The 13,950-nt window shown below is 50.6% G+C and carries 10 protein-coding genes; 9 read left to right on the forward strand and 1 reads right to left on the reverse strand.

All coding sequences use genetic code 11. The annotated features are described in order from the left end of the window. Nucleotide 1 precedes the first annotated feature (1 nt). Nucleotides 2–859: a mechanosensitive ion channel family protein gene (locus tag J0X00_RS18790; RefSeq protein WP_136487495.1), complete on the forward strand. Its 858-nt coding sequence runs from the start codon at nucleotides 2–4 to the stop codon at nucleotides 857–859. A 149-nt stretch (nucleotides 860–1,008) separates the two neighbouring features. On the opposite strand, the gene J0X00_RS18795 is transcribed toward J0X00_RS18790, so the two are convergent. Then, nucleotides 1,009–2,652: a BCCT family transporter gene (locus J0X00_RS18795; protein ID WP_282477463.1), complete on the reverse strand. Its 1,644-nt coding sequence runs from the start codon at nucleotides 2,650–2,652 to the stop codon at nucleotides 1,009–1,011. Between the two features lie 308 nt (nucleotides 2,653–2,960). On the opposite strand from J0X00_RS18795, the gene J0X00_RS18800 reads away from it, so the two are divergent. The 8 genes from J0X00_RS18800 (at nucleotide 2,961) to J0X00_RS18835 (ending at nucleotide 13,896) form a co-directional block, all read left to right on the forward strand. Further along, entirely contained in the window at nucleotides 2,961–4,736 is a 1,776-nt protein-coding gene (locus tag J0X00_RS18800; protein ID WP_348984822.1) for a methyl-accepting chemotaxis protein, read from the forward strand. Nucleotides 4,737–5,013: 277 nt separating this feature from the next. Continuing rightward, nucleotides 5,014–6,276, forward strand: a complete 1,263-nt coding sequence (glyA, locus tag J0X00_RS18805) for a serine hydroxymethyltransferase (RefSeq protein ID WP_136487492.1) — start codon at nucleotides 5,014–5,016, stop codon at nucleotides 6,274–6,276. 48 nt (nucleotides 6,277–6,324) lie between these two features. Continuing rightward, nucleotides 6,325–7,578 carry a sarcosine oxidase subunit beta family protein gene (locus J0X00_RS18810; RefSeq protein ID WP_136487491.1) on the forward strand — a complete coding sequence of 418 codons (1,254 nt, stop codon included), beginning with the start codon at nucleotides 6,325–6,327 and terminating at the stop codon, nucleotides 7,576–7,578. Nucleotides 7,579–7,591: 13 nt separating this feature from the next. Then, a complete protein-coding gene (locus J0X00_RS18815) occupies nucleotides 7,592–7,876 on the forward strand; it encodes a sarcosine oxidase subunit delta (protein ID WP_136487490.1) in 285 nt (94 codons plus the stop codon). 12 nt (nucleotides 7,877–7,888) lie between these two features. Continuing rightward, nucleotides 7,889–10,906: a sarcosine oxidase subunit alpha gene (locus J0X00_RS18820; RefSeq protein ID WP_218563163.1), complete on the forward strand. Its 3,018-nt coding sequence runs from the start codon at nucleotides 7,889–7,891 to the stop codon at nucleotides 10,904–10,906. Further along, complete coding sequence (locus tag J0X00_RS18825) at nucleotides 10,899–11,567, forward strand: sarcosine oxidase subunit gamma family protein (protein WP_218563162.1); 669 nt, start codon at nucleotides 10,899–10,901, stop codon at nucleotides 11,565–11,567. The genes J0X00_RS18820 and J0X00_RS18825 overlap by 8 nt, the downstream gene beginning before the upstream one ends. Before the next feature lie 65 nt (nucleotides 11,568–11,632). Continuing rightward, nucleotides 11,633–12,502, forward strand: coding sequence for a formyltetrahydrofolate deformylase (gene purU / locus J0X00_RS18830; RefSeq protein WP_218563161.1), 870 nt, complete (start codon nucleotides 11,633–11,635; stop codon nucleotides 12,500–12,502). 14 nt (nucleotides 12,503–12,516) lie between these two features. Beyond that, nucleotides 12,517–13,896 carry an L-serine ammonia-lyase gene (locus J0X00_RS18835; RefSeq protein ID WP_282477465.1) on the forward strand — a complete coding sequence of 460 codons (1,380 nt, stop codon included), beginning with the start codon at nucleotides 12,517–12,519 and terminating at the stop codon, nucleotides 13,894–13,896. The last annotated feature ends 54 nt before the right edge of the window (nucleotides 13,897–13,950 follow it).

The following is a 13,950-nucleotide window of genomic DNA, read 5'->3' on the forward strand; positions in this document are numbered from 1 at the left end:
AATGGAGTTACTCGTCAGCTTTTACGAGACACATCAGGCGTTGATTCTGGATATCATCCAGAACTCAATTTTAACCCTGCTTATTTTAGTGATTGCTTCTATCGCATCAAAACTGCTGCGTGCCGGTATTCAGAAAGCCATCATGAAAGTGAGCAATGGTGATGAGATTGTCGCTTCTCTGATGTCTAAAGTCGGTGGTTATATTGTCTACATTCTCGCTCTGGTCATTATTCTCGATCTGTTTGGTGTCAATACCACCAGTTTGGTTGCCTTAGTCGGTGCTGCCGGTTTAGCAATTGGTCTGGCATTAAAAGATACCCTGAGCAATATTGCTGCGGGGATTATGATTCTGTTCCTGAAACCGATTAAAAAAGGTGAATTCGTTGAGTTTGCCGGTTACAGCGGTACGGTAAAAGATATCGGCTTGTTTACCTCAGTATTTGAAACCGGTGATGGCCTGTATATTTCCAGCCCGAACCGCACTGTCTGGAACGCCACTATTCGTAACTTCAGCCGAAATGGCCGTCGTCGTATGGAAATTGTGGTGGGTATCTCTTACGAGGATTCCATTGAAACCGGTCTGAAAGTGCTTCAGGATTTAGCGCTCAGCCATGAAGCGGTCATGCTGGATCCGAAACCTCAGGTGATGGTTCAGATGCTGGCGGACAGCTCAGTGAATCTGCAATTACGTGCCTGGTGTACCACAGATAAATATTGGGAAACTTACTGGAGCATTCAGCGCCAGGTGAAAGGTAAGATTGAGGAAGCAGGCATGACCATTCCTTTTCCGCAGCGCGATCTGCATATTACGATGACACAGCCGCAAGCGCAGGAATTGCTGGGCCAGAACAAGGCCTGATGCTCTGCCGTTAGCGTTTAGTGCTCATATAAAAAGCCTCGCAGTGAAGACTGCGAGGCTTTTTTCGTATCTGTGTCTCTTTATCAATGAGTGGCTCCGTTACACAAACTCGGTCACGGAGCCTGCCCATTGTCGTTTAAAGTCAACCGCTATTTGGCTTTCTTAACCCGTGGTTCACTCATCAGGCCTTTAATCAGCGATATTGTCGCGATCAACAAGACGATAGTGAACGGGAAGCCGGTTGTCACCGCCATGGCCTGCGCCGCGGCCAAACCACCACCTAGCAGCAATGCTATCGCGACCAAGCCTTCGAAGGTACACCAGAATACGCGCTGTGGTGTTGGCGCATCAACTTTACCGCCGGCAGCAATGGTGTCGATAACCAGTGAACCTGAATCCGATGATGTGATAAAGAACACAACGACCAGGACGATACCGATGAATGATGTAATTTCATGCAGAGGCATGACTTCCAGCATTTCGAACAGTTTCAATGGCAGGTCTGCTTCCATCACGGCTTTATAACCGTCGTTGACGTACTGACTGATCGCGGTACCACCGAATGCCGTCATCCAGAACACACACACGGTTGACGGAACAATCAGCACGCAGACGATAAATTCGCGTACGGTCCGACCGCGTGATACACGTGCAATGAACATACCGACGAATGGTGACCATGAAATCCACCATGCCCAGTAGAACGATGTCCAGCCTTGAGAATAGTTCACATCTTCACGGCCAAATGGCATAGACAGTGCAGGGAAGTTGGTCAGATAAGCACCGATATTGTCGAAAAAACCGAGCAGGATGGCGGCAGTCGGACCAATGACTACCACGAAAAACAGCAGCAGCGCGGCCAGCAGCATGTTCATTTCTGACAGACGTTTTACGCCGCCATCCAGGCCGGCCAATACAGACAGCAGTGCAAATGCTGTGATCACAATGATCAGGATAATTTGCGTGGTGTCGGTCAGTGGGATATCAAACAAGAAGTTTAACCCGGTCGCAGCCTGAGACGCGCCGTAGCCCAGAGATGTCGCCAGTCCGAACACTGTTGCCACGATAGCCAAAATATCAATGATGTGACCGGTCCAGCCCCAAACGCGTTCACCAAACAGCGGATAGAACACTGAACGCATAGTCAGTGGTAACCCTTTGTTGAACGAGAAAATAGCCAGTCCCAGAGCCAGCAATGCGTATATTGCCCAAGGGTGCAGTGCCCAATGGTAAATCGTCGCTGCCATACCGAGCGAACGTGCGGCTTCGCTATCGCCCATCGCACCACCCAGCGGTGCCCAGTCGGTACGCACACCATTTTCTAGAGTGGGGCCGCCCAGCGCGGTTGTAAAATGGGTCATGGGTTCAGAAACGCCAAAGAAGACCAGGCCAATCCCCATGCCGGCCGCAAATAACATGGCCAGCCAGCCTGAATAGCTGTAATCCGGTGTTGCATCCGTACCGCCGATCCGTACCCGGCCGAGAGGAGATATGGCCAGTCCGAGACAGACGACAACAAATATGTTACCAGAAAGAAGGAAGAACCAGTCCAGACTGGATGTCAGCCATGCCCGCAGGTCAAGGAACAGCGGTTCGACTTGTTCGCGAAAGATTAGGGTTGCAAATACAAAGATGACAATCGCCAAACCTGATACCGCGAAAACACGGTTATGAATGTCCAGACCAAACGGACCGACGGACAGAACAACATTGTCCTGACCAACGGTGTAATCCGTATCAATCGGGTTTGCTTTGCCACTAGGGTGGGGAACACCACCGTTATCGCTACTCATTTTCTCTCCATTATTGGTTATAAAAATTCACTAGATGTCGTGAGAAGCTAAGCACTCAGATGATATGAGTGCTACTCTTTTTCCAAGAAAATGATTTAGGTCATTTTCATTAGGTATGAAACTCTCTTAATATTAAAGTATCCAGTTAATACTGCCATAAATCACCATTCGAGATGGAAAAATAAATGAAAAACATGGGATTAAAAAGGACTTTATTATTGTCCGTTATCTTACTGGTTGCAATCTCCGTAGCACTGGCTAATTTCGCCTCGTACTACGAGCAAAAAACTTCTTTAACTAAAAGTATTATGGCTCAAAGTAACAGTTTTGTCCTAGAGCAAGCGGCCATGATCAGCTCCTACATCAATGAAAAAGTAGGCGGCGTGAGCAAAATTGCTCAACAGTACAAAAATCAGCAGATGAGCGGCTCTGCCGATCAACTGATTAACCAGACCAAGTTTCTGGCTAACGCACTCAATCTGGAAAGCGCGGTGCTGGCATTTGATAACGGTGATGCCTACTGGAACATCGCGACCGCCAACTGGCCAAACCACAAATTCAATGGTGATGTTACCCAGCGGCCCTGGTATCAGGCGGCGCAGCGCGCTTCCGGCGTGACAGTCACCGATCCGTATAAGGGCACTGACGGAGCTAACTGGGTCACCATCATCGAAAAAATGCAGGGTGGTACCGTATCCGCGGACATGACCTTATCGTTTTTGAACGATATGGTCAAAACGGCTATCCCGGGTGCGGTCGCTGTGATCATGAATGAGAACACCACGTTACTGGCATCGTCTTCAACTGTAATCAAAGGTGGCGACAAAGGTACGGATTATCCGTGGTTTAAAGAGGCGGCTTTAAATGCGGTCGGGAAAGACAAAGCCGTGTTTGAGTACAATCTTAACGGGCAGGACAAAATTCTGTTCTCTCACATCATTCATGCCGGCGACAAAAAATGGTATTACGCCATTGGTCTGGATAAGTCGGTTGCCTTCGCTCAATTAGAAGATGCCAGAACCAATGCTATTCTGGTCACTGTGGTGGCGACAACACTGTGTGTCTTGATTGCGTTCGTTCTAATTAATTTCCTCTACCGGCCAATTATTTCATTGCGAGATACTATTGCAAATCTGTCCAGTGGTAACGGCGATTTAACCCAGCGCCTTACCGTAACCTCGAACGATGACATCGGCCAGATTTCGCAGGGGGTAAACCGCTTTATCGAAGATCTGCAGAACATGATGCTGGAAGTCAAACAGGCCAGTGGCTCATTGCAGGACAACGTGCAGCGTCTGCGTCAGCAGTCGAGCAGCAACAGGGATATTCTGCAAAGCCATGTCACCGAAACTGAGCAAATTGTTACTGCAGTAGAGGAGATGGACGCAACGGCGAATTCTATGGCGACCGATGCTGCCAATACAGCCAGTCTGACTCAGCAAGCTAACAGAACCAGTGATGAATCACGGCGTATTGTCGACAAATCGAAACAGACCGTATCGGCCTTGATTGCGGATGTAGAGAAAGCGTCACTGGACGTGCAAAAGATGAATGATCAGACGCAAAATATCAGCACGATTCTGACCGTGATTGGTGATATTGCCGAGCAAACTAACTTGTTGGCACTCAATGCGGCCATCGAGGCGGCGCGTGCCGGCGATCAGGGGCGTGGCTTTGCTGTGGTGGCGGATGAAGTACGTAAACTGGCCAGTCGCACCAAAGAGAGTACCGGTGAAATAGAAGAAGCGCTGAGCGACCTGCTGAGCGGTTGTCAGACGGTTGTCGATTCGATGCGCTACACCAAAGAGCGCTGTCAGGAAACTGCAGACGGTTCAGTGGATGTGGAAGCGAGCTTGGAAACCCTGACCCGCTTTGTCGATGAGATCAATGATCTCAGTGCCCAGATCGCGACTGCCGCTGAAGAACAGAGTAGCGTCACTCAGGAAGTCAGTCGTAACATGAATGCGATCAGCGACATCGTGAGTAATCTCGACAAGAACGGACAGCAGGCACTGCGTGACGCGGAAGAGATTGCCAGCGTCAATTCTCAGCTTGGTTCTATTGTCGGCCGCTTTAAATTGTAGCGATTTTATCTGTCGTAAAACGGCGTTTTTAGCAAAACCGGAGTTATAAACTCCGGTTTTTTTATATTTAACAAAAGGTTATGTGCGTTTTTTGACCTTGTCGCAAATTCGCAATCTAACGGCGCGATTACGCAAGTAGCATGTTACCGATTCGTTACTATTGCGTTGTGATTACGGTTTCTGTTTTTGGATGACACAAGGCTCAACTGTGTACCAGATAACACCAGAATCCGGCATCAATCGAATAAAGGAAAAAAGATCATACCAAGGAGACGACATGTTCAGCAAAGACCAGACAATCGAATCGTACGACAGCGAGCTGTGGGCGGCGATCACTAAAGAAGAAAAGCGACAAGAAAACCACATCGAGCTGATTGCTTCGGAAAACTACACCAGCCCGCGCGTTATGCAAGCTCAGGGTACCATGCTGACCAACAAATATGCTGAAGGTTACCCGGCAAAACGCTACTACGGCGGTTGTGAATATGTCGATGATGTTGAACAACTGGCGATCGATCGTGCTAAAGCACTGTTCGGCGCTGAGTACGCCAACGTACAACCACACTCAGGTTCTCAGGCAAACGCAGCGGTCTACATGGCGTTGTGTGAACCAGGCGATACAGTTCTGGGTATGAGCCTGGCTCATGGTGGTCACCTGACTCACGGTTCTCACGTGAACTTCTCCGGTAAAATCTACAATGCCGTGCAGTACGGTCTGAACGAAGAAACAGGCGAAATTGACTACGCCGAAGTTGAAGCGCTGGCACTGGAACACAAACCAAAAATGATCGTAGCAGGCTTCTCAGCTTACTCACGCGTTGTTGACTGGGCTCGTTTCCGTGACATCGCAGACAAAGTTGGTGCTTACCTGTTTGTGGACATGGCACACGTTGCTGGTCTGGTTGCTGCTGGTGTTTATCCGAACCCGGTTCCTTTCGCTGATGTGGTCACGACCACAACACACAAAACTCTGCGTGGTCCACGTGGTGGTCTGATCATCTCTCGTGACGCCGAGCTGGAAAAGAAACTTAACGCAGCTGTATTCCCAGGTGGTCAGGGCGGCCCGCTGATGCACGTTATCGCAGCAAAAGCTGTTGCGTTTAAAGAAGCATTAGAGCCTGAATTTGCTGAGTACCAGAAACAAGTAGTTCTAAACGCTCAGGCGATGGCGAAAGTCTTCATCGAGCGCGGTTTCGATGTTGTTTCTGGCGGCACAGACAACCACCTGTTCCTGCTGAGCCTGATTCGTCAGGGTCTGACAGGTAAAGCTGCTGATGCAGCACTGGGCCAGGCGGGGATCACTGTGAACAAAAACGCGGTTCCTGGTGACCCTCAGTCTCCATTCGTCACCTCTGGTCTGCGTATCGGTACGCCAGTGGTGACGACTCGTAAATTCGGTGTCACTGAGTGTGAAGCTCTGGCTGGTTGGATTGCAGACATCCTGGATGTGCTCAACGAACCGCAAGCGCTGGCACTTGTGATTGAACAAGTACGCAACAACGTCCAAGCGCTATGTCGTGATTTCCCGGCATACCAGTAAATGTCAGTGATGACATTTGGATTTTGGCTGAAATGAAGGAACAAAACAATGCAGCATTATTCCGGCTTTGGTCTCTTTAAGCACTCGCTATCTCACCACGAAAACTGGCAGAGCGTGTGGCGTAATCCGACTCCGAAAAAGAAATATGACGTCATCATCGTTGGTGGCGGCGGTCACGGTCTGGCAACAGCCTACTACCTGGCCAAAGAGCACGGCATTACTAACGTAGCCGTGATTGAAAAAGGTTACCTGGGTGGGGGTAACACAGCACGTAACACAACTATCGTGCGTTCAAACTACCTGTGGGACGAAGCCGCATTCCTGTTTGAACACTCACTGAAACTGTGGGACGGCCTGTCACAGGATCTGAACTACAACGTGATGTTCTCTAAGCGTGGCTGTCTGAACGTGGGCCACACACTGCAAGATATGCGTGATATCGAACGTCGTGTTGCTGCTAACCGTCTGAACGGTATTAAAGGTGAAGTGCTGGACGCAAAACAGGTGAAAGAAATTGTTCCTCACATGGATTGTTCTGAAAACGCACGTTACCCGGTGATGGGCGCTTCATGGCAGCCTAACGCCGGTGTGGCACGTCACGATGCGGTTGCATGGGGCTTTGCCCGCGGCGCAGACAGCATGGGTGTTGACCTGATTCAGCAAACCGAAGTGGTTGACATGATCATCGAAGATGGTGCGATTGTTGGTGTGAAAACCAACCGTTACGGCAACATCATGGCCGACCGCGTAGGTTGTGTGGTGGCAGGTAACTCTGGCGTACTGGCGAAAATGGCCGGTTTCGATATGCCGCTGGAATCTCACCCGCTACAGGCACTGGTTTCTGAGCCAATCAAACCAATCATCGACACTGTTGTCATGTCTAACCACGTTCACGGCTACGTGAGCCAGTCGGACAAAGGCGACCTGGTTATCGGTGCAGGTATCGATGGCTACAACGGTTACGGTCAGCGTGGTTCTTATTCAACCATTGAGCACACCGTGCAGGCAATTGTTGAAATGTTCCCAATTTTCTCACGAGTTCGCATGAACCGTCAGTGGGGCGGTATCGTTGATACAACAGCGGATGCATGTCCAATCATGACTAAGACTCCGGTCGAGAACCTGTTCTTCAACTGTGGTTGGGGTACTGGTGGCTTTAAAGCGACCCCGGGATCGGGCAACGTATTTGCTGCGAGCCTGGCGAAAGGTGAAATGCATGAATTGGCGGCGCCATTTTCAATGTTCCGTTTCAACAATGGCGCACTGATCGATGAACACGGTGCCGCAGGCGTAGCGCACTAACAGGAGACGTATTATGTTGCTGATCTATTGTCCTCACTGCGGTGAGTATCGTGAAGAAGAAGAGTTCCATGCTAAGGGCCAGGCGCACATTCAGCGTCCTCTGGACCCGGATTCATGCACAGACGAAGAGTGGGGTCAGTACCTGTTCTTCCGTAAAAACCCGCGTGGTCTGCACCACGAAATGTGGGTGCATTCAGCAGGCTGTCGCAAGTTCTTCAACGTAACCCGCGATACACAGACTTACGAAATCAAAGAAGTCTACAAAATTGGAGAGCAACCATCAGTGGTTGCGGAGTAAAGGAGTGTTAGGATGACACAGGTAAATCGTATTGCAGCGGAAAGCCGTATTGATCGCTCACAACCTGTTACTTTCCAGTTCAACGGAAAGTCTTATCGTGGTTTTAAAGGCGATACGCTGGCATCGGCACTACTGGCGAATGGTGTTGATGTTGTTGGCCGCAGTTTTAAATACAGCCGTCCACGCGGGATTGTCGCGGCGGGCGCAGAAGAGCCAAATGCAATTTTCCAAATTGGCGCCACTGAAGCGACTCAGGTTCCAAACGTTCGTGGTACACAGCAAGAGCTGTTTAACGGACTCGTCGGTCAGTCGACTAACGGCTGGCCAAATGTTGAAACCGACGTGATGGGTATCATTGGTAAAGTCGGTGGCAGCATGATGCCTCCTGGTTTCTACTACAAGACGTTCATGTATCCGAAGTCTATGTGGGAAACCTACGAAAAATTCATTCGTCGCGCTGCAGGTCTTGGCCGTTCTCCACTGGAAAACGATCCGGATCGCTACGAAAACGTGAACCAGCACTGTGATGTTCTGGTTGTCGGTGCCGGCCCTGCAGGCCTGATGGCAGCTCTGGCTGCAGCACGCAGCGGCGCACGTGTCATTCTGGCTGATGAACAATCTGAAATGGGTGGTTCACTGCTGAGCTCAAAAGAGAAAATCAACGATCGTCCTGCGACAGAGTGGGTAAACGACGTGGTCTCTGAGCTGAAATCTTGTCCGGAAGTGATGCTACTGCCTCGTTCCACAGTGAACGGCTACCATGATCATAACTTCCTGACCATTCATGAACGTTGTACTGATCACCTGGCTGATCTGGCTCCGGTGAATACTGTCCGTCAGCGCATGCACCGTGTCCGTGCGAAATGGGTTGTACTGGCAACGGGTGCGCACGAGCGACCACTGGTGTTCGGTAACAATGACCTGCCAGGCAGCATGCTGTGTGGTGCGATTTCAACCTACATCAACCGTTACTCGGTTGTACCAGGCGAAAAACTGGTCGTCATGACCACTAACGACAGCGGTTACCAGACTGCACTGGACTGGCATGAAGCCGGCCGTCAGGTTGTGGCTGTGGTTGATACCCGTGCTCAGGCTGACAGCGTTCTGATTCACAAAGCAACTCAGGCTGGCATTCGTGTCATCAAAGGGTCTGCAGTGGTTGAAGCACAAGGTAGCAAACGTGTGACCGGTGTTCGCGTGGCTCCAATCGACGCCAACGGTAATGCTTTGCGTGGTAAAGGCGAAATCCTGTCTGCCGACACCATTGCAACCTCTGGCGGTTTCAGCCCGGTTGTGCACCTGTCTTGCCATACTGGCAGCCGCCCGGTTTGGGATGATGAAGTGATTGGTTTTGTACCGGGTGCAACTAAGCAGAAGCAACTGATTGCCGGTGCTATTACTGGTAAGTTCACCACTGAAGCGGCAATGCAGCAAGGTATCGAAGCTGGTATCAAAGCGATTCAGGAAGTTGGTTTAAGCGCGGTTGACGTTGCTATGCCAGCACTGAACACTGAAACTCCAGCAAAACCGATGGCGCTTTTCCATATCCCGCACGATAAGAAAACGTCTAAAGCACCCAAACAGTTTGTAGACTTCCAGAACGATGTCACTGCCGCCGGTATCGAGCTGGCGTGTCGTGAAGGTTTCGAGTCAATCGAACACGTAAAACGTTACACCGCTATGGGCTTTGGTACAGACCAGGGCAAACTGGGTAACATCAACGGTATGGCAATCACTGCGAAAGCACTGAACAAGACCATCCCTGAAACAGGGACTACCGTATTCCGTCCAAACTACACACCTGTGACGTTTGGTGCGATTGCCGGCCGTAACTGTAAAGAGCTGTTTGATCCTAAACGCTACACTGCAATGCATCAGTGGCACCTGGAGAACGGCGCGAAATTTGAAGATGTCGGTCTTTGGAAACGACCATGGTACTACCCGAAAGGTAATGAAACCATGCAACAGTCTCTGGACCGCGAATGTCTGGCAGTCCGTGAGTCAGTAGGCATTCTGGATGCATCAACGCTGGGTAAAATTGATATCCAGGGTAAAGATGCCCGCGAGTTCCTGGGGCGCGTGTACACCAACGCTTGGGCGAAACTGCCCGTCGGTAAGTGTCGTTACGGCCTGATGTGTGGTGAAGACGGTATGGTATTCGACGATGGTGTAACGTCCTGCCTGGGCGAAAACCACTTCCTGATGACGACCACTACTGGCGGCGCAGCGCGCGTTCTGGAATGGCTTGAGCTTTACCATCAAACAGAATGGCCGGATATGGAAGTGTACTTCACTTCTGTGACTGACCACTGGGCGACAGCAACGATTTCCGGCCCGAACAGCCGTAAACTGCTGGAAGAGCTGACTGACGCAGACCTGAGTAAAGATAACTTTGCGTTCATGGACTGGCAGCAAGCAACAGTCGCGGGTATTCCGGCTCGTATCTTCCGTATCTCGTTCACCGGCGAACTGTCATTCGAGATCAACGTTCAGGCTAACTACGGCATGCACGTTTGGAAGAAACTGATTGAACACGGTAAGAAGTACAACATCACGCCGTACGGTACTGAAACCATGCACATTCTGCGTGCAGAAAAAGGCTTCATTATCGCAGGTCAGGATACAGACGGCAGTGTTCATCCACACGACCTTGGCATGAGCTGGTGTGTGGCGAACAGCAAACCATTCAGCTACATCGGTAAGCGTGGTATGGCGCGTGAAGACTGTGTACGTGATAACCGTAAACAACTGGTTGGTCTGAAAACGATTGATCCAAACGTGGTACTGCCGGAAGGTTCACAAGGCGTCTTTGACCCGAATGCACCAATTCCGATGCCAATGGTAGGTCATATCACTTCAAGTTACTGGAGTGCGAACCTGAACCGCAGTATTGCGATGGGCTTTGTGAAAGGTGGCCTGAACCGCATGGGTGAGAAAGTATTCTACCCGCAGGTTGATGGCTCTGTTATCGAAGCTGAAATCTGTAGCCCTATTTTCTTGGATCCAAAAGGAGAGCGCCAACATGTCTGATTCTGTTGTGATTGATAAAGCAAACGTTCAAGGTGGCGTTGACCTGATGAACCAGATCCCTGGTGGCGAAATCCTGGGTGAATCGCCACTGCACCACGCTGAGCTGGATAAACTGGCCAGCATGCCGGCGAAAGGCAAAGGCGTGGTCCTGAAAGAGCTGAAACTGATGGGTCACCTGACACTGCGCTGTGATGCATCTAATGAAGAGCAAACCAGTGCAGTGGAGTCCATTCTGGGCTTCCCGCTGCCACTGAAACCGCTGACTTCAACCTCAAAAGGTGACTACGCAGCGCGCTGGTTATCTCCTGATGAGTGGCTGATCACCGTTCCTGGTCTGGCAGCATTTGATGTCGAAGCGGCTTTCCGTGAGCGTTTGCCAGGACACTACTCGCTGGTCAACGGCAGTGGCGGCTCAACCATTCTGGAACTGTCTGGCCCATTTGCGGTCGACGTGCTGAAGAAATCGTGTCCAATCGATTTCCACCCAAGCGAGTTCCCGGCAGGTAAAGTGGTATCGAGTGTGTTCGCAAAAAGCGGCGCAATCATCCGCCGCATCGAAGATGAGCGTTTCGAGTTAGTGATTCGCCGCAGCTTCGCTGATTACCTGTGGTTGTGGCTTCAGGATGCGAGCCTGGAATACGGCTTAGCGATTGAAAAATAATACTTACCACAACATCTAACCTCACCGGCACTTTATGTGCCGGTCTTATTTGAGTAGAGGGATCTATGACGAATATGACTCAACCGTGGATTTTTACTGCCCGCTGTCCAAGTGTTGTCGGAACGGTCGACGTAGTAACACGTTACCTTGCTGAAGCAGGGCATTATATTGAAGAAATTCAGTCATTTGATGACCGAGCTTCTGGCCAGTTCTTTATCCGTATCGAATTTTTGCCGGCCGAACAGGATGCGTTTGCACCCGAGGCATTTGATGAAGCGTTTGGCGCTCGTGCGGCAGACTTCTCTATGGAATGGAATTTGACGGCTCCGGGTCATCGTACCCGTATGGCTATCATGGTGTCGAAATACGATCACTGCCTGAACGATCTATTGTATCGCTACCGTACCGGCCAGCTCAAAGTGGAAGTGCCACTGATCATTTCTAACCACCCAGATTTGGAAGAGTTAGCGAAATGGCACAACATCCCTTACTACCATCTTCCGGTTAGCGCAGAAACCAAACCACAGCAAGAGGCTGAAATTGTTCGCCTGCTTGACGAATATGATATCGAACTGGTGGTCCTGGCGCGCTACATGCAGGTGCTGTCACCTTGGTTGTGTGAGCAGTTGGACGGCAAAGCGATCAACATCCACCACTCATTGCTGCCTGGTTTTAAAGGGGCACGACCTTACCATCAAGCCTGGGAAAAAGGCGTGAAGATGGTCGGTGCGACCGCTCATTATGTCAACAATGACCTGGACGAAGGTCCGATTATCGCACAGGGCATTCAGGAAGTGGGGCATGCTCATTATCCGGAAGATTTGATCGCAAAAGGTCAGGACGTCGAACGTATCACGCTGTTTAACGCGCTTAAGCATCATGTTGAACGTCGTGTGTTCTTGTCTGGTGATCGCACAATTATTCTTAGCCACTGACAGGAGTTGGGGCAATGTCAATCAGTGTATTTGATCTGTTTAAAATTGGTGTGGGGCCTTCGAGCTCCCACACGGTTGGTCCAATGGTTGCGGCCAAGCGTTTTGTCGACGAACTCGACGAGAGCGGCTACTTGGAACAGACCGGTCGTATCGTAGTAAAACTTTTAGGTTCGCTCAGTGCGACCGGGGTTGGACACGGTACAGATTCCGCTATTTTGGTCGGGTTGATGGGTGAACTGCCGGATACGGTCGACACCTCAATTATCCCTCTGGTCACCAAAGAGCTCAAAGAAGGCGGCAACCTGTGGGTAAAACGCCAGAAGTCGATTCCATTTAACTGGAAAGACGATATGCAGTTCTTGAATGATACCCATGCTTATCATCCTAATGCGATGGAAATTATCGCGTTGGCGGATGATGGTAAGACACTTTACCGTAATACCTACTTTTCGGTTGGTGGTGGCTTCATTCTGGATGAGAAAGAAGCTCAGGCCACTAACGAACATCCGGCAGAAGTATCGGCACCGTACGATTTCGGTAACGGTGAAGAGCTGCTGCAACTGTGCAAACGTCATAATATGAACATTGCGCAGCTGATGATGGAAAATGAAAAAAGCTGGCGCCCGGAAAGCGAAATCCGTGAAAAACTGATTGGCATCTGGCGTGCAATGGAAACCTGTATTGCCAATGGCCTTAAGGCCGAAGGTATTCTGCCGGGCGGTTTGAACGTTAAACGCCGCGCCAAAAAACTGCATGAGTCTCTGGTGTACTGCACCAAGCCGAATGTGATCAGTTCTACGCTGAACGCGATGGACTGGGTCAACTTGTATGCATTGGCGGTGAACGAAGAGAATGCCGCGGGCGGGCGTATGGTGACTGCGCCGACCAACGGCGCGGCGGGGATCATTCCGGCGGTGCTGATGTACTATACCGAGTTCACGCCTGAGATTACGGATGACAACATCGTTGACTTCCTGCTCGCCTCGGCAGCGATTGGCATCTTGTGTAAGAAAAACGCGTCGATTTCTGGTGCGGAAGTGGGCTGTCAGGGTGAGGTGGGGTCTGCGTGTGCGATGGCCGCGGCAGGTTTGTGTGCGGTACTGGGCGGAACGCCGGGCCAAATCGAGAATGCGGCGGAAATTGGTCTGGAGCACAACCTGGGTCTGACGTGCGACCCGGTTGGTGGCCTGGTTCAGGTACCGTGTATCGAGCGTAATGCGATTGCAGCAATGAAAGCAATCAACGCAGCCCAAATGGCATTACGTGGTGATGGCGAGCACTTTGTTTCTCTGGATAAGGTGATCAAAACCATGCGTGATACCGGTATGGACATGCAGGACAAATATAAAGAGACATCACGTGGCGGCCTGGCGGTTAACGTGATCGAATGTTAATCGCGACATTCAAGTGTGCCCTGTTCATCTCTGGGCGGCAGTCAGTGTGACCAG

Origin of the sequence: Vibrio sp. ABG19, from assembly GCF_029962385.1 — a bacterium.
Lineage (GTDB): Bacteria > Pseudomonadota > Gammaproteobacteria > Enterobacterales > Vibrionaceae > Vibrio > Vibrio ostreae.

Bases quoted from the DNA above. Each gene is read 5' to 3' on its own strand.
- purU (WP_218563161.1), top strand. From the start codon at position 11,633: ATGACGAATATGACTCAACCGTGGATTTTTACTGCCCGCTGTCCAAGT.
- J0X00_RS18810 (WP_136487491.1), top strand. From the start codon at position 6,325: ATGCAGCATTATTCCGGCTTTGGTCTCTTTAAGCACTCGCTATCTCAC.
- J0X00_RS18825 (WP_218563162.1), top strand. From the start codon at position 10,899: ATGTCTGATTCTGTTGTGATTGATAAAGCAAACGTTCAAGGTGGCGTT.
- J0X00_RS18815 (WP_136487490.1), top strand. From the start codon at position 7,592: ATGTTGCTGATCTATTGTCCTCACTGCGGTGAGTATCGTGAAGAAGAA.
- J0X00_RS18835 (WP_282477465.1), top strand. From the start codon at position 12,517: ATGTCAATCAGTGTATTTGATCTGTTTAAAATTGGTGTGGGGCCTTCG.
- J0X00_RS18795 (WP_282477463.1), bottom strand. From the start codon at position 2,652: ATGAGTAGCGATAACGGTGGTGTTCCCCACCCTAGTGGCAAAGCAAAC.
- J0X00_RS18800 (WP_348984822.1), top strand. From the start codon at position 2,961: ATGGCTCAAAGTAACAGTTTTGTCCTAGAGCAAGCGGCCATGATCAGC.
- J0X00_RS18790 (WP_136487495.1), top strand. From the start codon at position 2: ATGGAGTTACTCGTCAGCTTTTACGAGACACATCAGGCGTTGATTCTG.
- glyA (WP_136487492.1), top strand. From the start codon at position 5,014: ATGTTCAGCAAAGACCAGACAATCGAATCGTACGACAGCGAGCTGTGG.
- J0X00_RS18820 (WP_218563163.1), top strand. From the start codon at position 7,889: ATGACACAGGTAAATCGTATTGCAGCGGAAAGCCGTATTGATCGCTCA.